This window comes from Vannielia litorea (genome assembly GCF_018424695.1).
Lineage (GTDB): Bacteria > Pseudomonadota > Alphaproteobacteria > Rhodobacterales > Rhodobacteraceae > Vannielia > Vannielia litorea_A.
Genome location: NZ_QTNQ01000022.1, coordinates 37819 through 54508, shown reverse-complemented (window position 1 = coordinate 54508; position 16690 = coordinate 37819). Strand labels below are relative to the sequence as shown.

At 67.0% G+C, this 16690-nt stretch carries 18 protein-coding genes and 1 pseudogene; 17 read left to right on the top strand and 2 right to left on the bottom strand.

The features are described 5' to 3' along the window. Nucleotides 1–25 precede the first annotated feature (25 nt). The 5 genes and pseudogenes from DYI42_RS10045 to DYI42_RS10025 form a co-directional block, all read left to right on the top strand. Nucleotides 26–199: pseudogene (locus DYI42_RS10045) on the top strand (HAD hydrolase-like protein); the annotation flags it as partial. 31 nt (nucleotides 200–230) lie between these two features. Further along, the gene (locus DYI42_RS10040) at nucleotides 231–1436 is read left to right on the top strand and encodes a DegT/DnrJ/EryC1/StrS family aminotransferase (RefSeq protein ID WP_213545796.1); all 1206 of its coding nucleotides are present in this window, start codon (nucleotides 231–233) and stop codon (nucleotides 1434–1436) included. Between the two features lie 188 nt (nucleotides 1437–1624). Then, the gene (locus DYI42_RS10035; protein WP_213545795.1) at nucleotides 1625–2266 is read left to right on the top strand and encodes an SH3 domain-containing protein; all 642 of its coding nucleotides are present in this window, start codon (nucleotides 1625–1627) and stop codon (nucleotides 2264–2266) included. Between the two features lie 449 nt (nucleotides 2267–2715). Then, nucleotides 2716–3312, top strand: coding sequence for an SH3 domain-containing protein (locus DYI42_RS10030; protein ID WP_213545794.1), 597 nt, complete (start codon nucleotides 2716–2718; stop codon nucleotides 3310–3312). Between the two features lie 152 nt (nucleotides 3313–3464). Next, entirely contained in the window at nucleotides 3465–4625 is a 1161-nt protein-coding gene (locus DYI42_RS10025) for an isovaleryl-CoA dehydrogenase (RefSeq protein WP_213545793.1), read from the top strand. A 104-nt stretch (nucleotides 4626–4729) separates the two neighbouring features. Here DYI42_RS10025 and DYI42_RS10020 read toward each other — a convergent pair whose 3' ends face one another. Next, a complete protein-coding gene (locus tag DYI42_RS10020) occupies nucleotides 4730–5185 on the bottom strand; it encodes a hypothetical protein (protein WP_213545792.1) in 456 nt (151 codons plus the stop codon). A gap of 128 nt (nucleotides 5186–5313) precedes the next feature. On the opposite strand from DYI42_RS10020, the gene DYI42_RS10015 reads away from it, so the two are divergent. The 11 genes from DYI42_RS10015 (at nucleotide 5314) to DYI42_RS09965 (ending at nucleotide 15311) form a co-directional block, all read left to right on the top strand. Next, nucleotides 5314–5799 carry a hypothetical protein gene (locus DYI42_RS10015; protein ID WP_213545791.1) on the top strand — a complete coding sequence of 162 codons (486 nt, stop codon included), beginning with the start codon at nucleotides 5314–5316 and terminating at the stop codon, nucleotides 5797–5799. Beyond that, the gene (locus tag DYI42_RS10010; protein ID WP_244867795.1) at nucleotides 5796–6323 is read left to right on the top strand and encodes a lysozyme inhibitor LprI family protein; all 528 of its coding nucleotides are present in this window, start codon (nucleotides 5796–5798) and stop codon (nucleotides 6321–6323) included. The genes DYI42_RS10015 and DYI42_RS10010 overlap by 4 nt, the downstream gene beginning before the upstream one ends. Next, nucleotides 6320–7138 (top strand): EcsC family protein, encoded by an 819-nt coding sequence (locus DYI42_RS10005; protein ID WP_213545790.1) that lies wholly within the window; start codon nucleotides 6320–6322, stop codon nucleotides 7136–7138. The genes DYI42_RS10010 and DYI42_RS10005 overlap by 4 nt, the downstream gene beginning before the upstream one ends. Beyond that, entirely contained in the window at nucleotides 7135–8739 is a 1605-nt protein-coding gene (locus DYI42_RS10000) for a carboxyl transferase domain-containing protein (protein WP_213545789.1), read from the top strand. The genes DYI42_RS10005 and DYI42_RS10000 overlap by 4 nt, the downstream gene beginning before the upstream one ends. Nucleotides 8740–8748: 9 nt before the next feature. Beyond that, on the top strand, nucleotides 8749–9216 hold the full coding sequence (locus DYI42_RS09995) for a hypothetical protein (protein WP_213545788.1): 468 nt from the start codon (nucleotides 8749–8751) through the stop codon (nucleotides 9214–9216). 3 nt (nucleotides 9217–9219) lie between these two features. Beyond that, nucleotides 9220–11148, top strand: coding sequence for an acetyl-CoA carboxylase biotin carboxylase subunit (locus DYI42_RS09990; RefSeq protein WP_213545787.1), 1929 nt, complete (start codon nucleotides 9220–9222; stop codon nucleotides 11146–11148). A 49-nt stretch (nucleotides 11149–11197) separates the two neighbouring features. Continuing rightward, nucleotides 11198–11848, top strand: a complete 651-nt coding sequence (locus DYI42_RS09985; protein WP_213545786.1) for a glutathione S-transferase family protein — start codon at nucleotides 11198–11200, stop codon at nucleotides 11846–11848. After that, nucleotides 11842–12729: a hydroxymethylglutaryl-CoA lyase gene (locus DYI42_RS09980; RefSeq protein ID WP_213545785.1), complete on the top strand. Its 888-nt coding sequence runs from the start codon at nucleotides 11842–11844 to the stop codon at nucleotides 12727–12729. The genes DYI42_RS09985 and DYI42_RS09980 overlap by 7 nt, the downstream gene beginning before the upstream one ends. Then, entirely contained in the window at nucleotides 12726–13244 is a 519-nt protein-coding gene (locus DYI42_RS09975; RefSeq protein ID WP_342344636.1) for a DUF6653 family protein, read from the top strand. The genes DYI42_RS09980 and DYI42_RS09975 overlap by 4 nt, the downstream gene beginning before the upstream one ends. Further along, nucleotides 13237–14019: a crotonase/enoyl-CoA hydratase family protein gene (locus DYI42_RS09970; protein WP_213545784.1), complete on the top strand. Its 783-nt coding sequence runs from the start codon at nucleotides 13237–13239 to the stop codon at nucleotides 14017–14019. Before DYI42_RS09975 ends, DYI42_RS09970 begins: the two co-directional genes overlap by 8 nt. Nucleotides 14020–14174: 155 nt before the next feature. Next, entirely contained in the window at nucleotides 14175–15311 is a 1137-nt protein-coding gene (locus DYI42_RS09965) for a lytic murein transglycosylase (protein WP_440870637.1), read from the top strand. 5 nt (nucleotides 15312–15316) lie between these two features. Here DYI42_RS09965 and DYI42_RS09960 read toward each other — a convergent pair whose 3' ends face one another. Then, the gene (locus tag DYI42_RS09960) at nucleotides 15317–15652 is read right to left on the bottom strand and encodes a hypothetical protein (protein ID WP_213545783.1); all 336 of its coding nucleotides are present in this window, start codon (nucleotides 15650–15652) and stop codon (nucleotides 15317–15319) included. 126 nt (nucleotides 15653–15778) lie between these two features. On the opposite strand from DYI42_RS09960, the gene DYI42_RS09955 reads away from it, so the two are divergent. Then, nucleotides 15779–16654, top strand: coding sequence for a LysR substrate-binding domain-containing protein (locus tag DYI42_RS09955; protein WP_244867794.1), 876 nt, complete (start codon nucleotides 15779–15781; stop codon nucleotides 16652–16654). Nucleotides 16655–16690: the final 36 nt, after the last annotated feature.

Here is a 16690-nt window from a genome sequence, read left to right as displayed (position 1 = left end):
CGTCAGAGGTGTATAAGAGACAGGCATTCTGATCGGGGATACCGAGACAGACAGGGAGACGGCGCGGGCTGCGGGTATCCCTTGCGTGCTGGTCACTTTCGGGCCAGACGGGCGGGGCGTGGCGGCGCTGGAGCCGGATGCGCTTCTGGATCACTTCGACGAATTGCCGGAGCTGGCAGCGCGGCTGTTGGCGGATTGACCGGGGCAGGGCGGCGGCGCAGGGTGCGGGCATGACTGAGGTCTACAGCGAAAAATTCGGGGGCAATTTCACCCAGCAGGAGCCGCTGCCAGAGGCGGCGCTGGAGGCGGCGATGGCCGTGCTGCGCCACGGGCGGCTGCATCGCTACAACCTGACGCCCGGAGAGGCCGGTGAGGTGGCGCTGCTGGAGCAGGAGTTTGCCGCCTTCGTGGGGGCGAAATTCTGCCTTGCGACGTCCAGCGGCGGCTCCGCCATTGGCCTAGCGCTGCGCGCGGTGGGCGTGAAGCCGGGCGACAGGGTGCTGACCAATGCATTCACACTCGCTCCGGTGCCGGGTGCGATTGCCGCCCTGGGCGCGGAGCCGGTCTTCGTGGAAGTGACCGAAGATCTCGTGATCGACCTCGACGATCTGGCGGCCAAGGCGGGGGAGGCAGGCGTTTTGCTGCTCTCACACATGCGCGGGCATATCTGTGACATGGAACGGCTGATGCAGATCTGCGACGCGGCAAATGTGACCGTGGTCGAAGATTGCGCCCACACCATGGGCGCGCGCTGGAACGGCGTGCCGAGCGGGCGGCATGGCGCGGTGGCCTGCTACTCGACCCAGACCTACAAGCACATGAACTCCGGCGAGGGCGGCCTGCTGGTGAGCGACGATGAGGACATCGCGGCCAAGGCGGTGCTGCTCTCCGGCTCCTACATGCTCTATGAACGCCATCTGGCTGCGCCGTCGCCGGAGGTCTTTGCCCGCCACCGGATGGAGACGCCCAACATCTCGGGCCGGATGGACAACCTGCGCGCGGCGATCCTGCGGCCTCAACTTGCCGAACTGCCCCGCCAGATCGAACGGTGGAACGCGAGGTATCGCGTGGTGGAAGAGGAATTGCGGGGCACGCCCGGGCTGACCGTGGTGGAGCGCCCCGAGGCCGAGCACTTCGTGGGCTCATCGATACAATTCTTGCTGAAGGGCTGGAGTGCGGAGGCCGTGCAAGGGGTTATTGCCCGCTGCCTGCGCCGGGGCGTGGAGCTGAAGTGGTTCGGCGGGGCGGATCCGGTGGGCTTCACCTCGCGCTACCAGCATTGGCGCTATGCGAAGACTGCGCCCTTGGCGCGCAGTGACGCCATTCTGGCGGGGTTGATGGACATGCGCCTTCCTCTCACGTTCAGCCTTGAGGATTGCGGCCAGATCGCACGGATCATCCGCGCCGAGGTCGGGGCCGTCTACCAGGCGGGATAGGCTCAAGCTTTGTTACACGGTTGAAACGGGGAGCGGCGATTTTCCGCCCGTTTTCCACACGCTGGAGGCGAATTGCGCAAGCCGTTGGAACGGGCGGCGGCTGGCGGGTGTTGTCGGGCCATACCAGCCGGGCGGCGGCCCCAAGAGCCGTGGAAGACCTGGCATGCGAACGACAAGGAGCAATCCAGATGTTCAAGCGAGCAACCCTTTCCGCCGCGGCCCTCATGGTGGCTGCAACCCCGATCCTGGCCGCCCAGGCGACGGCCACGACCGACCTCAACCTGCGTGCGGGCCCCGGCCCGGAGCATGAGATCATCGGCGTGATCGCCGGGATGGACCAGGCCGAAGTCAACGGCTGCATCGAGGACGGGGCGTGGTGCGAAGTCACCTATGACGGCCAGACCGGCTGGGCGCATCGCGGCTACCTCTCCGGCTCGGCCACCGAGGCGACCGAGGTGACCACCACCCGCACCGTAACCTACATGAAGGAAGGTGGGAACAAGGAAGCCGGGGCCGCCGCAGGTGCCGTGACCGGCGGTGCGATTGCCGGTTCGTTGATCGGCGGGCCTGCCGCCATCGCCGCGGGCGTTGTGCTTGGCGCCAACGCCGGCAGCGAAGCCGTGCCGGAGCCCGAAACCCGCACGGTGACCTATGTGACCGAAAACCCGGTCGAGCCGATCTATCTCGACGGTGAAGTGGTGCTGGGCGCCGGTATCCCCGAGGATGTCGAAGTCTACTCGATCCCGGAGAGCGAGTACTCTTACCTCAACGTCAACGGGCAGGACGTGCTGGTGAAGGAAGACCGCACCATCGTTTACATCTACCGCTGATCCCGACGGCAGACTGACCTTGAGGGCGGCCCGATCTGGGCCGCCCTTTTTGCTCAAAGGCACCTGTTTGTGCGAGCCATTTGCCTGAGGGCTGCAGTGTCGCGTGCGCTGTTCCGTATTTCCGAACCTGTCGTGTGGATGGGCCAGGATAAGGGAACCTGCATGAAACAACCTGGGGCGCATCTGCCGTGTGCCGCTTGTCTGTTGGGCCTCGTTGTAGTGGCGCAAGTGGTGCCGAATGAAACGAAGACCTAGGGCAATCTTGTTCTAGATAGGATGCTGCCTTCGCCCATTCAGCAGGGCGCCTGAGCGACTGTTGCGGAAAGGGCGCGACGCTGGCTGCGCCCTGCAGCGTTGGAACCAACCGCACACCTTGGAGTTGTAGCCGCAAGATGCGCAGGCCGCAATGGTGCTTGCCGCCCCCACGAACGAGTTACGAGGACAAGTCGATGAAAGCCTTTCTGACCGGCGCGGTTGCCGCGCTGAGCCTGACCTGTGTTGCCCCCGCCATCGCCGCCGAGGCCACCGCCATGACCGACCTGAACCTGCGCGCGGGCCCCGGCATGGATTACGCCGTGGTGGGCACGCTGGCCGCCCGGCAGACCGCCGAGGTGGAAGGCTGCCTCGCCAACAGCCCGTGGTGCCGGGTGCGCGCCGGAGACGAGACCGGCTGGGCGGTCAGTCGCCACTTGAGCGGCAGCGCCGAGGTGATGCGCCCGGTCGCCGCGGCCACCATCACCCTGCGTCCGGATGAAGAGACCACCCCCGCCGAACTCGATGCTGCCGTGGTGAACGGGCGCCTGGTGGAGGCCCCCGCCGAAGTCGCCCCGCTGATCGAAATCCCCGAGGACGCCGTGGCGGTGTACATGACCGAGCGTGCAGGCCCTGACACCCCTGCGGACGGCGCTGCCGTGGAGCTTGGCCGCCCCGATGCGGGGGTGACGGTGCACACGGTGCCTGGCGCCAAGGTGACCTACCTGACCATCGATGGCGAAACCCGCATTTTGAAGCCCGACACGAAAACCACGGTTTATATCAACCGGTGATCCGGTGCGCGAACCGCTGAGTCAGTGGAAAACGACAGAGCGGCACATGCCCCGCGCCGCTCTCTGCCGCGCTGGCGCGGGGAATCGTTGACCGGAGCGGTCGGCTCTTCTACTATTTGAACGCTTGTTCAATAAACGGGAGGAGCAGGCGGATGTTTGCTGGACAGTTGAAGTTTGATCTGGGCGAGGATGTCGAGGCGCTGCGCGAGATGGTGCAGCGCTTTGCGCAGGAGCGCATTCTGCCGATCGCGGCTGAGGTTGACGCCACCAACGAATTCCCCGCCGCGCTGTGGCGCGAGCTGGGTGAGTTGGGGTTGCTGGGCGTGACGGTTGAGGAGGAGTATGGCGGGGCGGGCATGGGCTATCTCGCCCATGCCGTCGCGGTGGAGGAGATCGCGCGGGCCTCGGCCTCGGTGTCTCTCAGCTACGGCGCCCATTCCAACCTTTGCGTGAACCAGATCCGCCTGAACGGCACGGAAGAGCAGAAGCGGAAGTATCTGCCTGGGCTGGTCAGCGGGGAGCACGTGGGCGCGCTGGCGATGAGCGAAACGGGCGCGGGCTCGGACGTGGTGGGCATGAAGCTGCGGGCCGAGAAGCGGAACGATCATTACCGGCTGAACGGCACGAAATACTGGATCACCAACGGCCCCGATGCCGATACGCTGGTGGTTTATGCCAAGACCGACCCGGAAGCGGGCAGCAAGGGGATTACCGCGTTTTTGATCGAGAAGACCATGGCGGGGTTCTCGACCTCCAAGCACTTCGACAAGCTGGGGATGCGGGGCTCCAACACCGCTGAGCTGGTGTTCGAAGATGTGGAGGTGCCGTTCGAGAACGTGCTCGGGCAGGAAGGCGGGGGCGTGCGCGTGCTGATGAGCGGCCTCGATTACGAGCGCGTTGTTCTGGCGGCCATCGGGCCGGGGATCATCGCCGCCTGTCTCGATGAGGTGATGCCCTATCTTGCGGAGCGAAAGCAGTTCGGCAAGCCGATTGGCTCGTTCCAGCTGATGCAGGGCAAGGTTGCCGACATGTATGTGGCGCTGAATTCGTCCCGCGCCTACGTTTACGAGGTGGCCAAGGCCTGCGACCGGGGCGAGGTGACGCGGGCGGATGCGGCGGCCTGCTGCCTTTATGCCTCCGAGCAGGCGATGGTGCAGGCGCATCAGGCAGTGCAGGCGATGGGCGGCGCGGGCTTCATGGCGGATGCGCCGGTGGCGCGGCTGTTCCGCGATGCCAAGCTGATGGAGATCGGTGCAGGCACCAGCGAGATCCGGCGGATGCTGGTGGGGCGCGAGTTGATGGGGGCGGTGTGAGCCTTTCCTGCATCCTCTCCGGCACCCGCGTTCCCTGCTTGGGGCCGGGCAGCTTCCGCCGCTCTCAAGGCCGCGCTGGCACGAGCGCCGCGCGGAAGAACGGATCAGTTCGCGGCAGGCTGGAATTTGATTGCAGGTCCAGTCTTGCCGCCCGCGCCTTTGTAGTCGACGTTGGCGAAGTGCAGCGTAACGGAGACCATGACCTTGGCATTCTCGCCGGTCTCAGGCGGGGCGGTCATGTAGCTGCTGATGACCACGTCGCTCATCAGGTAGCTGAATTGCGGCTTCGCCCCGTTCGTGCCGTAGCTGACGAAGGTCATCAGCGGGTGGAGTTTGCCTTTCGCGCAGTCACGTGCAAGCTCGGTGGCAAGGCCTGCGACGACCAAAGAGATCGTGGTGCTGTCGGCTTTTCCGGTGCTTTTGAAGCTGAAGACGTTCGAGTTTGCCGAACCCAAGCTCCAGGACAGAACCTGCCACTTTTCGGCGGGCAGTTTGCCCTCTGCGGCGATATCGGCCTTGCCGTCCACGAGCCACATGCTGTTCTTCATGATCTCCCCCATTCTCCCCGCGCACCGACCCTGCGCAATCTCGCTCCGGGACGACGCAGACCTACTTTATACTGCAAAGGCCGTAGTTCGGGAACTGGCCCAAAAGGCCAGATCGGCGACACTGGACAGGAGCGGATGCAATGAATGCAGGACATGCCATTGGCCCTGCGCTGGCCGTGGCCATGGTGGCCGCGTCTGCCGAGGCGCAGGAGGCGCGCGTAGTGGATTGGCTGCGGGGGTGTGCGGCCTTGCCTGTTGTCGTTCCGGGCGGGGCGATGACAATGGATATCGTTTGCGTGGGCAATGCCTTTGACTACTGCGCCACGGGCCGGACGGAAACAAAGCGACCTGAATGCTACAGCGAATTGTCGGATGCGCTTGCGGGGGATCTGGTGGCCTTGCGGTCTGTGATCAGAGTGCCGGAAGGCGGCAGCCCCTTCAAGCGGCGCAGGGTCGAGCGCTTCATTGAGGGCGGGCGGATCATAGAGCCAATGGACTGTGGCGAGACATTGGAAGGTGTCGCATGCTCTGCCATGCAAGGTTTGTCGGCTTGGGTGGAACTCAGGAGTCTGGTGCGGGCTTCGGGCATCGACCCGGATGCCATTATTTCAGGAGGCGACCAATGAAGACACTCAGAACCGTGGTGAGCGCCGGGGCGGCGATGCTGCTTGTTGCCTTGGTCGATGTCGGCCCTCTTGCCGCACAGGAGTTGTCGTTCCATCCAATGATCACGGAGGAGTGTGAGGAGCAGCGGCCCGAGCTTTCCGAACGCGAGCAGTGCATCGGCTGGGCGGCGAATGCCTGCATGGAAAACACCCAGGGCGGTGGCTCGACCATGGGGATGAACGGGTGCCTCGACGCCGAGTGGCAATATTGGGACACGCGACTGAACCAGCACTACAAGGAGGCCATGGCGCGGGCGAAGGCCTTTGACGTGGATATGGCGACGCGAGAGAACGGGCTGCTTTCGGCGGCGGACAGCCTGCGTGACATGCAGCGCGCCTGGATCGCCTTTCGGGATGCCAAGTGTGACTTCGTTCGGTCGCAGTGGAGCGGCGGCACCGGGCAGGGGCCGGCGATGCTGAGCTGCCTGATGCAGGAGACCGGGCGGCAGGCGCTGTGGCTTCAGGTGCAAGCGGGGAACATGTGAGCGAGAAGGGCGATCTCCCAGACCGTGACCGCCGGTTCGAGGCGGCGCTGGCCGCTGCCCTGCGGGAACAGGAGGCCTACGAGAAGAAGCGCCACAGCCGGTTGGGGCGTGGGGCCGAGAAGGCGACGGCGCCGCTGGGCGGGCTGCTGCGGCGGATCGTGCCACCGGGCATGCTCAGGCAGGCGCTGGTGATGGCCGACCGGGGGGCGGGGCTTACGCTGCCCGCGGCGACCCATGATGCGAACGATCTTGCGGCCTGCGATGCCGCGGCGCTGCGCGTGCAGGGCTGGGCGGCGGGCACCGGCGCGGCCTCGGGCGGCGCGGCAGGCTGGTTCGGCGGGCTGGGGATGACGCTGGATATTCCGGCGACGATTTCGCTGGCGGCGCGCACCGTACGCGGCACCGGGCAGGCCTATGGCTTTGCGGGCGAGGGCGAGGAAGAGCTCGTCTTTCGGCTGATGGTGCTGGAGCTGGCCACGGTGCGCGGGCTGGAGGGGCGCAAGGAGAGCCTTGGCAAGGTGAACCAGCTCGCGAAAGAGTTGCAGGCCCCAGAGGTGCGTTATGTCCTGGAGAAGGGCGCCGATTGGGTGGTCGACAAGGTGATCGACCGGGTGGCGCGGGGCCTTGGCACCGATCTGCTGAAGCGCAAGGCGGCGCAGGTGGTGCCGCTGGCGGGCGCGGCGATTGGCGCGGGCGTGAACGCGAGTTTTCAGACAGATGTGGCGCGTGCGGCGCGTTATGGGTTCAGGCTGCGGTGGCTGATGCACCGGCGGCTGTTGCCCGCGCCTGATGTCGAGGCCGGGGAGAAGAAATGAAGTTGCAGTCAAACATTTCGGTGAAGTCCGACGAGTTTGCGGCCAATCGCGCGGCCTCTGAGGCGGCGCTGGCGCGGGCCCGGGAGGCCGCGGAAGCGGCGGCGCTGGGCGGTGGCGAGAAGGCGCGTTCGCGCCATGAGAGCCGGGGCAAGATGCTGCCGCGTGACCGGGTGGCGGGGTTGCTCGACCCCGGCTCGCCGTTTCTGGAAGTGGGCGCGACGGCGGCGCACGGCATGTATGGCGGCGCGGCCCCTGCGGCGGGGATGATAGCCGGGGTCGGCCGGGTGAAGGGCCGCGAGGTGATGGTGCTGGCCAATGACGCCACGGTGAAGGGCGGCACCTATTATCCGATGAGCGTGAAGAAGCACCTGCGGGCGCAGGAGATCGCAGAGCAATGTCGGCTTCCTTGCGTCTATCTCGTCGACAGCGGCGGGGCGAACCTGCCGAACCAGGATGAGGTCTTCCCCGACCGCGACCATTTTGGCCGGATCTTCTACAACCAGGCGCAGATGAGCGCCAAGGGGATTGCGCAGATCGCAGTAGTGATGGGCAGTTGCACCGCGGGCGGGGCCTATGTGCCTGCGATGTCGGATGTGTCGATCATCGTGAAGGAGCAGGGCACGATCTTTCTGGCGGGCCCGCCTTTGGTGAAGGCGGCGACGGGGGAGGTTGTGAGCGCCGAAGCGCTTGGGGGCGGCGATGTGCACACGCGCCTTTCCGGCGTGGCCGACATGCTGGCGGAGGACGATGCCCATGCGCTGGCGCTGGCGCGGGAGGCGGTTGGCTCTCTGGGCGGCTCGGGTGGTGGGCAGATTGCCCACCCTGTGGGAGAGGCACCGCTTTATGATCCGGAGGAGATTTTGGGGATCGTCCCGGCGGACGCGCGCCAGCCGTGGGACATTCGCGAGGTGATTGCCCGCGTGGTGGACGGCTCGCGGTTTGACGAGTTCAAGCCGCGCTTTGGCGAAACGCTGGTGTGCGGCTTTGCCCATGTGGAGGGAATGGCCTGCGGGATCATTGCCAACAACGGGGTGCTTTTCAGCGAGAGCGCTGTGAAGGGCGCGCATTTCGTGGAGCTTTGCTCGCAGCGGAAGATCCCCCTCGTTTTTCTCCAGAACATCACCGGGTTCATGGTGGGCAAGAAATATGAGAACGAGGGGATAGCGCGGCACGGGGCGAAGATGGTGACGGCGGTGGCGACGACGAGCGTGCCGAAGATTACCTTGCTGGTGGGTGGCTCCTTTGGCGCGGGCAACTATGGCATGGCGGGGCGGGCCTATTCGCCGCGGTTCCTCTGGACATGGCCGACCTCGCGGATTTCCGTCATGGGCGGGGCGCAGGCGGCGGGGGTGCTGGCGACGGTGAAGCGCGATGCCATCGAGCGCGGTGGTGGGGCGTGGAGCGCTGAGGAAGAGGCGGCCTTCAAGCAGCCGGTGCTGGACCAGTTCGAAGAGCAGTCTGACCCGCTCTATGCCAGCGCGCGGCTTTGGGATGACGGGATCATCGACCCGAGGAAGAGCCGCGATGTGCTTGCGCTCAGCCTGCGGGCGGCGTTGAACGCGCCGATTGAGGAGACGCGCTTCGGCGTGTTCCGGATGTAAGGAGCGAGCATGAAGGGAATGCCGGAAGAGGGCGCCTTCACAGAGGGCCGTGTGGACCCGGTGAGCGGGCAGCAGTGGGTGCATGTCACCCGGGCGATGGCGCTGAACCACCCGCAGGGGCGGCTGAACCTGGCGCTTTACGCCACCGTAGTCTTCTTCGTGGCGATGGCGGGCTGGCGGCTGGTGCTTTGGGCCAATGTACTGGGTGGCGCCTGGCCGGTGATCGAGGTGGTGATCTTCGCTTTGGCGGCCTTGGCGCTGTTCCTGCGGGCGGCCCCGGGCGCATGGTTGGGGGTGACGGGCTGCGGCTGCGTGGTCATCGACTTCGCCACCGGGCTGAAGACCGGCTGGAGCCTGCAGATGTTTGCGCTGGCGGAGGTGATCATGGCGGTGGTTGTCGGCTTCTACCTGCTGACGGGCGCGCGGCCCAACCTGATTTACCGCCACAGGTTTCTGCGCGAGCGCGGGGAGGGCTGAAGTGTGTTTGACAAGATCCTGATCGCCAACAGGGGCGAGATTGCCTGCCGGGTGATCGACACCTGCCGCAGGCTCGGGGTGAAGACCGTGGCCGTCTACTCGGAGGCGGACGCGGGTGCGCGCCATGTGGAGATGGCCGATGCGGCCCTGTGCATCGGGCCTCCCGCGCCCTCTGCGAGTTACCTTGATATCGGCAAGGTGGTTGCGGCGGCGGTCGAGACCGGCGCGCAGGCGGTGCATCCGGGCTACGGCTTCTTGAGTGAGAACCCCGAGTTCGTGGCCGCGCTGGACGGGGCCGGAGTGACATTCATCGGGCCAAGCGCGGAGGCGATCCGCGCGATGGGGCTGAAGGATGCGGCGAAGGCCCGGATGGAGGCGGCGGGGGTGCCGGTGGTGCCCGGCTACCATGGCGACGAGCAGGACCCCGGGCGGTTGGAGGCCGAGGCGGGGCTCATCGGCTACCCGGTGCTGATCAAGGCCGTCGCAGGCGGCGGCGGCCGGGGGATGCGGCTGGTGGAGCGCGCGGAAGACTTCGAGGATGCGCTGGAGTCGGCGCGGGTGGAGGCTTTGGGGGCGTTCGGAAATGGCGATGTGCTGATCGAGAAGTTCATCGAGCATCCGCGCCACATCGAGGTGCAGGTGTTTGGCGATGGTGAACGCGCCGTGCATCTCTTCGAGCGGGACTGTTCGCTGCAACGGCGGCATCAGAAGGTGATCGAAGAGGCTCCGGCACCGGGGATGACCGAGGAGGTGCGCGCGGCGATGGGCGAGGCCGCGGTGAAGGCGGCTGAGGCCATTCATTACAAGGGCGCAGGGACGGTGGAGTTCATCGTTGACGGTGCGGGCGGGCTGAGGCCCGACGGCTTCTGGTTCATGGAGATGAACACGCGGCTCCAGGTGGAGCATCCGGTGACCGAGGAGATCACCGGGGTGGACCTGGTGGAGTGGCAGCTGCGGGTGGCCTCGGGGGAGCCGCTGCCTTGCGCGCAGGAGGAACTGCGTATCAGGGGCCACGCGATGGAGGCGCGGCTCTATGCCGAGGATGTGCCGGCGGGCTTTCTGCCCGCGACGGGGAGACTGGAGCGGCTGCGCTTTGGCCCCGGGCGGGTGGATACGGGTGTTCGCGAGGGTGACGCCATCAGCCCACACTACGATCCGATGATTGCCAAGCTCACCTGTCACGGGGCCACCCGCGCGGAGGCCCGGGCGGCCTTGGCGCGCGGGCTTGCGGAGACGGAAGTGGCGGGGGTTGTCACCAACCTCGGTTTTCTTGGGCGGCTGATCGACCACGCGGCGTTTCGTTCGGGCGATGTGGAGACCGGGCTGATCGGGCGGGACCTGGAAGGTCTCGTCGCCCCCGCGGACGCGCCGGAACTGCTGGCGCTCGCAGCTCTGGCCACACTGGGATTGAACGAGGGCGTGCCGGGCGAAGGCTTTGCGCTTTGGGCGCCGCTCGATTGGCCTGTTGTCCTGCTCTCTGGGGAGACCCGGATGGATGGCCGCGTTTCGGCATATGGTGGCGGCGCGTTCAGCGTTGCGATCGGCGGGGCGGTGGTGGACTGCCTGCGCAGGCCCGGCGGCTGGCAAGTGAATGGCAGGATGGCGCAGGCGCGGGCCGAGGTGATCGGTGGGCAGGTGCAGGTTCTTGGCGCGGAGCCGATGGTCTTCACGCTGCCCGACCCGCTGGCCGTGGGCGCCGATGCGGCGGGCGAGGGCGCCATCGTGGCGCCGATGCCCGGCGTGGTCCGCTCGTTGCATGTCCGACAGGGAGAGGCCGTGAAGGCGGGCGACCGGCTTGCGGTGATGGAAGCGATGAAGATGGAACACGTGATGCGCGCGCCGCATGATGGCGTGGTGGCCGAACTCGGCGTGGCTGCGGGGGACCAGCTTGAGGCCGGCGCCCTGATCGTGCGGATCGAGGCGGAGGCATGAGGCCGCCGCTCATCCGCCCTTCGAGGCGTCTTCGCGCTGGGGGGCGGCGATGATCCGGCTGCATCACTGCCACCAGACCCGCTCGATGCGGGTGCTCTGGCTGTTGCATGAGTTGGGGGTGGAGTTCGAGCTTGAGATACACCCGTTCGACAAGTCGCTGCGCGCGGAGGGCTACCTTGCGCTCAACCCGGCGGGGCGGGTGCCCGCGCTTGAGATCGATGGCGAGGTCTGGTGGGAATCCGGCGCGATCATCGAGCTTTTGTGCGACCGGTTCCCGGAAGCCGGGCTGGGGCGGGCTGCGGGCGAAGCGGAGCGGGCCGACTGGCTTATCTGGCTGCATTTCGCGGAGACCATCAGCCAGCATCTGGCGGCGCTGACCCAGCAGCACCTGATGCTCTATGACGATGAGATGCGGAGCCCGGTGCTGATGAAGCTTGAGGCCGCGCGGGTGGGCAAGTGTTTCGCCGCGCTGGAGGCGCGTCTCACGGGGCGGGATTACCTGCTGGACAGCGGCTTCTCTGCCGCTGACGTGGCCGTGGGGCAGGCGGTTTACATGGCGCAGAAATTCGTGCGTCTCGCGCCCTTCCCGGCGCTTTCGGCCTGGTGGGACCGGCTTGCACGGCGGGCGGGCTTTCAGGCGTCACTGCCGCCGGAGGGGGCCGATCTGCTCTACAAGCGGGAGTTTTACGCGCCGTGGTAAACGTCGAGATCTTCGAAGTCGGCCCGCGTGACGGGCTTCAGAACGAAACGGCGGTGATCGGCGTGGCCGAGAAGGTGGCGCTGGTGAACTGCCTGAGCCGCGCCGGGTTTAATCGGATCGAGGCGGCCAGCTTCGTGAGCCCGAAATGGGTGCCGCAAATGGCCTCCTCGGGCGAGGTGATGGCGGGCATCACCCGGGCCGAGCGCGTGGGCTACTGGGCGCTGACGCCGAACATGAAGGGCTATGCGGCAGCGCGGGCGGCGGGCTGCGACGGGGTAGCGGTGTTCGCGGCAGCGAGCGAAGGCTTCAGCCGGGCCAACCTGAATTGCTCGGTGGCCGAGAGTCTCGAGCGCTTCGGCCCCGTCCTTGAGGCCGCAAAGGCAGATGGCGTGCCGGTGCGGGGCTATGTTTCTGTGGTGACCGACTGCCCCTTCGACGGTGCGGTGGCGCCGGGCGATGTGGCGCGGGTCGCCGGGGCCCTGATGGCGATGGGCTGCGTGGAGGTCTCGCTGGGCGAGACGCTGGGGCGCGGCGTGCCCGAGCGTGTGGATGCAATGCTTGCGGCGGTTCTGGCCGAAGTGCCTGCTGCGCGGCTGGCGGGACATTTCCACGATACCTCCGGGCGGGCGCTTGAGAACATCGAGGTGGCGCTGGAGCGCGGCTTGAGGGTGTTCGACGCCGCCGTGGGCGGGCTTGGTGGCTGCCCCTATGCGCCAGGTGCGGCGGGCAACGTGGCGACGGAGGCCGTGGCGGCGCGGCTGGAGGCGCTGGGATATGCGCATGGGCTCAACATGGACGTGATCGCCGAGGCCGCCGGGATGGCGCGGGCGATGCGCGCCGGTGCGGCACGCCCCGGCATGGTGCAGGGCGGTGCGTCGTGAGTGATCTCTTTCGTGGCGCCGAGCGGCTGATGGCGATGGATGATGCCACTTGGCGGCGCCACGCCAACCCGTGGTCGGGCTGGAGCCGGATGTTCACCACGCTGCCGTTGCTGGCGCTGGCGATCTGGAGCCGGGTCTGGCTGGGCTGGGGCGCGCTGGTGCCCGTCGCCCTCGCCCTGGGCTGGATCTGGGCAAATCCACGGGTCTTTCCCGAGCCGGAGCGCTTTGGTGCCTGGATGAGCCGGGGGGTGCTGGGCGAGCGGATCTTTCTTGAGCATCGGGCGGAGATCGCCTCGGAGCATCGGCGGGCAGGGTTGCTGCTGGGCGCACTCAGCCTGCCGGGCGCGGTGGTGATGGCCTGGGGTCTCTGGGCGCTTTGGGCCGACTGGGTGGTGTTCGGCGTGGTGCTCACGGCGCTGCCGAAGGTCTGGTTCGTTGACCGGATGGCCTGGGTGCACGACGATTGGTGCCGCGCCGGGCGGCGGGTGCCGGGCATGGAGAGCGCGAATGGGTGACCTTGTCAGGATAGAGACCGACGAGCGGGGCGTGGCAACGCTCTGGCTGACGCGGGCGGAGAAACACAACGCGCTTTCTGCCGAGCTGATCGACGAGATCCACGCGGGCATCGAGCGGCTCGGGGCTGATGCGGCGGTGCGCGTCGTGGTGCTGGCGGCGGAGGGCCGCAGTTTTTGTGCGGGCGGCGACCTTGGCTGGATGCAGGAGCAGATGGAAGCCGACGCCGAGACGCGTGCGGCGGAGGCCTGGCGGCTTGCGGAGATGCTGGGCGCGGTCAACGTCTGCCCGATGCCTGTGATCGGGCGTATCCATGGCAATGCCTTCGGTGGCGGCGTCGGCATGGCTTGCGTCTGCGATGTGGCGGTGGCGGCGGAGGGCGCGAAGTTTGGCTTCACCGAAACGCGGCTGGGGCTGATCCCGGCCACGATCGGCCCTTATGTGCTGGCCCGAATGGGCGAGGCGATGGCGCGGCGGGTGTTCATGAGCGCGCGGTTGTTTGACGCCGAAGAGGCGGTGCGGCTTGGCGTGGTGGCCGAGGCGGTGCCCGAGGCCGAGCTGGACGCCGCGGTTGAGCGGCAGGTGGCCCCTTATCTGCACTGCGCGCCGGGTGCGGTGGCGGCGGCCAAGGCGCTTGCGCTGCGGCTCGGTGCGGCTCCGTCGGAGGCCGAGTTCGAGGCGAGCGTGCAGGCGCTGGTGAAGACCTGGGAGGGCGACGAGGCCGGAGCGGGAATCGCGGCCTTTTTCGAAAAGCGCAAGGCGCCCTGGATGGGGTGACGCCGGGCCATGGCCCAAAGGCGGCGCGGTGTGCTGGGCAGATTGCCCACCCGACGGCGGTGTGCCGCGCGGTGCCGTTCTTGGCTCTTGGGGCCCGGCGCGCGATGGGGTAGCGTTTGGGGTAACGAAGCAGTCAACAAACGGGGAGACACCCGATGATGCGAGCAGTGATGAACAGGCGCGGATTTCTGGGATCGGTGGCGGCAACGGGGCTTTTGAGCGCCTGTGGCGGGGTGAATGGCTTTGATGCTGTTGCACCGAGCGCGCCCGATCCGGCGATGCGGCCGGTTGCCAATGCGGGGTTTGACGCATGGGTGGCGCGCTTCAAGGGCCGCGCCGTCGGCGCGGGGATATCGCAGGGGGTGATTGACCGGGCCTTCGCGCGTGCCGGGTTCATTCCCGGGGTCATCGAGCGGGACCGGAACCAGGCCGAGTTCAAGCGGTCGTTCGAGGATTACCTCTCGCTGGTGGCCAGCGAGAAGAAGGTGGAGATGGGCCGGGCCGCGTTTTCGCGCCAGCGTGGGCGGCTCAATGCAATTGAAGCGAAATACGGTGTGCCGGCGGAGATCTGCTGTGCCATTTGGGGCGTGGAAAGCACCTATGGCACGCGGCGCGGCGATATTCCGGTGATCTCGGCATGCGCCACGCTGGCCTACGAGGGACGGCGCGGCGCGTTCTTTGAAAAACAGTTGATCGCTGCGCTGCGCATCCTGCAATCGGGCGACACCACGCCGGACCGGATGGTGGGCAGCTGGGCAGGGGCGATGGGGCACACCCAGTTCATCCCGACGAGTTACCAGCTTTTTGCGGTGGATTTCACCGGTGACGGGCGGCGCGATATCTGGAGCGATGACCCGTCCGATGCGCTGGCCTCGACGGCGGCCTATCTGGCAAAGAGCGGCTGGCGGCGCGGCGAGCGCTGGGGCAGCGAGGTGTCCAGTGGCGGGTTGCAGCCCGATCCGGGCGGGCCACGCTTTGCCGTTGGGCACAACTTCAACGTCATCAAGCGCTACAACAACTCCGACAACTATGCGCTCGCCGTGGGCTACCTGAGTGACAGGATCGCCGGGCGCGGGGGGCTTCAGGCGGAGTTCGGGCCGGACCGTTACGGCCTGACCCAGAAGCAGCGGATGCTGTTGCAGGAACGGTTGACCCGGGCGGGCTTCGATGCCGGAACGCCGGATGGGGTGCTGGGCAACAAGACGGCGGCGGCAATCCGGGCCTACCAGGCGGCCAATGGGCTGCCGGTGACCGGCGAGCCATCACAGGCCTTGCTGCAACGGCTCGCCTGAGCGCCTTACCATGCGGAAAGCGTGGGGCGCTCGGCTTCGGAGGCCCGATTGGCCGAGCGGGCCTTGCGCAGGGTCTTGTCAGGGTCGCCCGGGTGCGAGAGCGCGTAGTCGAGGTCAGCACGGGTGATGCCGATGTCGCGCAGCATCCGGTCATCGAGATACTCCAGCCGACCGGCCCGGTAGCGCGCCGCGCGGCGGGCGGCGCGGGCCTGTGCGTTTTGCCGGATGGCTCGCAGGATGGCCGCGAAGGCGCGGCGGGTGCTGCTGAGGAGGGCGCCGTGCAACGGGTTGCTCCGGTCGACGGCGGGCGTGAAGCGGTGGGGGGCGGGAAAGTCGGTCATTGAGTGTGTCCTTGGGTAGCGTTTCGATTGATCCAAGGGTGGCGCTTGACTTCACATCAATCAAACGAATAGATTTGATTGCATCGTTCAATCATATTGAAGGCATGACCCATGCAGGCGCCCCACATGATCGACACTGACCTCGTTCGCACCTTTCTGGCCATTCATGAGACCGGCTCTTTCAGCGCGGCGGCCAAGCGGGTGCTGCGCACGCCGTCCGCCGTGTCGATGCAGATGAAGCGGCTGGAAGAACAACTGGGCCGGGTTCTGTTCGAGAGGTTGCCCCGGGAAGTGCGGCTGACCGGAGATGGCGAGACCTTTCTGACCTATGCCGAAGAGATCATGCGGGTGAGCGAGGCCGCCCTGGCGCGCTTCACCCAGCCGGCGCTGGCCGGGGTGGTGCGCTTCGGGGCACATGAGGACTTCGGGATTCACCGCCTCCCGACGATCCTGGCGCGTTTCGCGGCGAGCCATCCCAACGTGGACGTGCGGGTGACCCTGAAGGAATCGAAGGTGTTGCGGGAGCGGTTCGAGGCGGGCGAGCTGGATGTGGCGCTCCACACCGTCTGCGCCTTCGACGGTGGGGCCGGGCAGCTGATTCATGAGGAGCCCCTGGTCTGGGCCGGAAAGCGCGGTGGCCGGGCGTGGCAGCGCGAGCCCCTGCCTATGGCCCTGGCGGAAGACGGTTGCGCCTGGAGAAAATCGGCCCTGAAAAGCCTTGCCCGCCTCGGTCGAGAAGGGCGGATCGCCTATGTCAGCGAGAACGGCAAGGCAATGCTCGCCGCGATGGAGGCGGATCTGGCGATTACCCCGTTGCCGGTTTCGGCGCTTGGCCCCGACCATGAGCGGCTGGGCAAGCGGCACGGGTTGGAAGACCTCGGCAGCTACCAGTTGCGGCTGATGCAGCGCGAGGATGCGGGCTGCGCCGCCGAGGCGCTGGCGGAGCACGTGGTCGAGAGCTTTGGGCCGCGCATGGCGACGGCGCCTGTCGCCGCGGAATAGAACCACGCGTTACGACATCATGTCTCAATCGGATGC

What these genes read in the sequence shown, in the direction of transcription:
- DYI42_RS10040 (WP_213545796.1), top strand. Translation starts at nt 231, where the DNA reads ATGACTGAGGTCTACAGCGAAAAATTCGGGGGCAATTTCACCCAGCAG.
- DYI42_RS10035 (WP_213545795.1), top strand. Translation starts at nt 1,625, where the DNA reads ATGTTCAAGCGAGCAACCCTTTCCGCCGCGGCCCTCATGGTGGCTGCA.
- DYI42_RS10030 (WP_213545794.1), top strand. Translation starts at nt 2,716, where the DNA reads ATGAAAGCCTTTCTGACCGGCGCGGTTGCCGCGCTGAGCCTGACCTGT.
- DYI42_RS10025 (WP_213545793.1), top strand. Translation starts at nt 3,465, where the DNA reads ATGTTTGCTGGACAGTTGAAGTTTGATCTGGGCGAGGATGTCGAGGCG.
- DYI42_RS10020 (WP_213545792.1), bottom strand. Translation starts at nt 5,185, where the DNA reads ATGGGGGAGATCATGAAGAACAGCATGTGGCTCGTGGACGGCAAGGCC.
- DYI42_RS10015 (WP_213545791.1), top strand. Translation starts at nt 5,314, where the DNA reads ATGAATGCAGGACATGCCATTGGCCCTGCGCTGGCCGTGGCCATGGTG.
- DYI42_RS10010 (WP_244867795.1), top strand. Translation starts at nt 5,796, where the DNA reads ATGAAGACACTCAGAACCGTGGTGAGCGCCGGGGCGGCGATGCTGCTT.
- DYI42_RS10000 (WP_213545789.1), top strand. Translation starts at nt 7,135, where the DNA reads ATGAAGTTGCAGTCAAACATTTCGGTGAAGTCCGACGAGTTTGCGGCC.
- DYI42_RS09995 (WP_213545788.1), top strand. Translation starts at nt 8,749, where the DNA reads ATGAAGGGAATGCCGGAAGAGGGCGCCTTCACAGAGGGCCGTGTGGAC.
- DYI42_RS09985 (WP_213545786.1), top strand. Translation starts at nt 11,198, where the DNA reads ATGATCCGGCTGCATCACTGCCACCAGACCCGCTCGATGCGGGTGCTC.
- DYI42_RS09970 (WP_213545784.1), top strand. Translation starts at nt 13,237, where the DNA reads ATGGGTGACCTTGTCAGGATAGAGACCGACGAGCGGGGCGTGGCAACG.
- DYI42_RS09965 (WP_440870637.1), top strand. Translation starts at nt 14,175, where the DNA reads ATGATGCGAGCAGTGATGAACAGGCGCGGATTTCTGGGATCGGTGGCG.
- DYI42_RS09960 (WP_213545783.1), bottom strand. Translation starts at nt 15,652, where the DNA reads ATGACCGACTTTCCCGCCCCCCACCGCTTCACGCCCGCCGTCGACCGG.
- DYI42_RS09955 (WP_244867794.1), top strand. Translation starts at nt 15,779, where the DNA reads ATGATCGACACTGACCTCGTTCGCACCTTTCTGGCCATTCATGAGACC.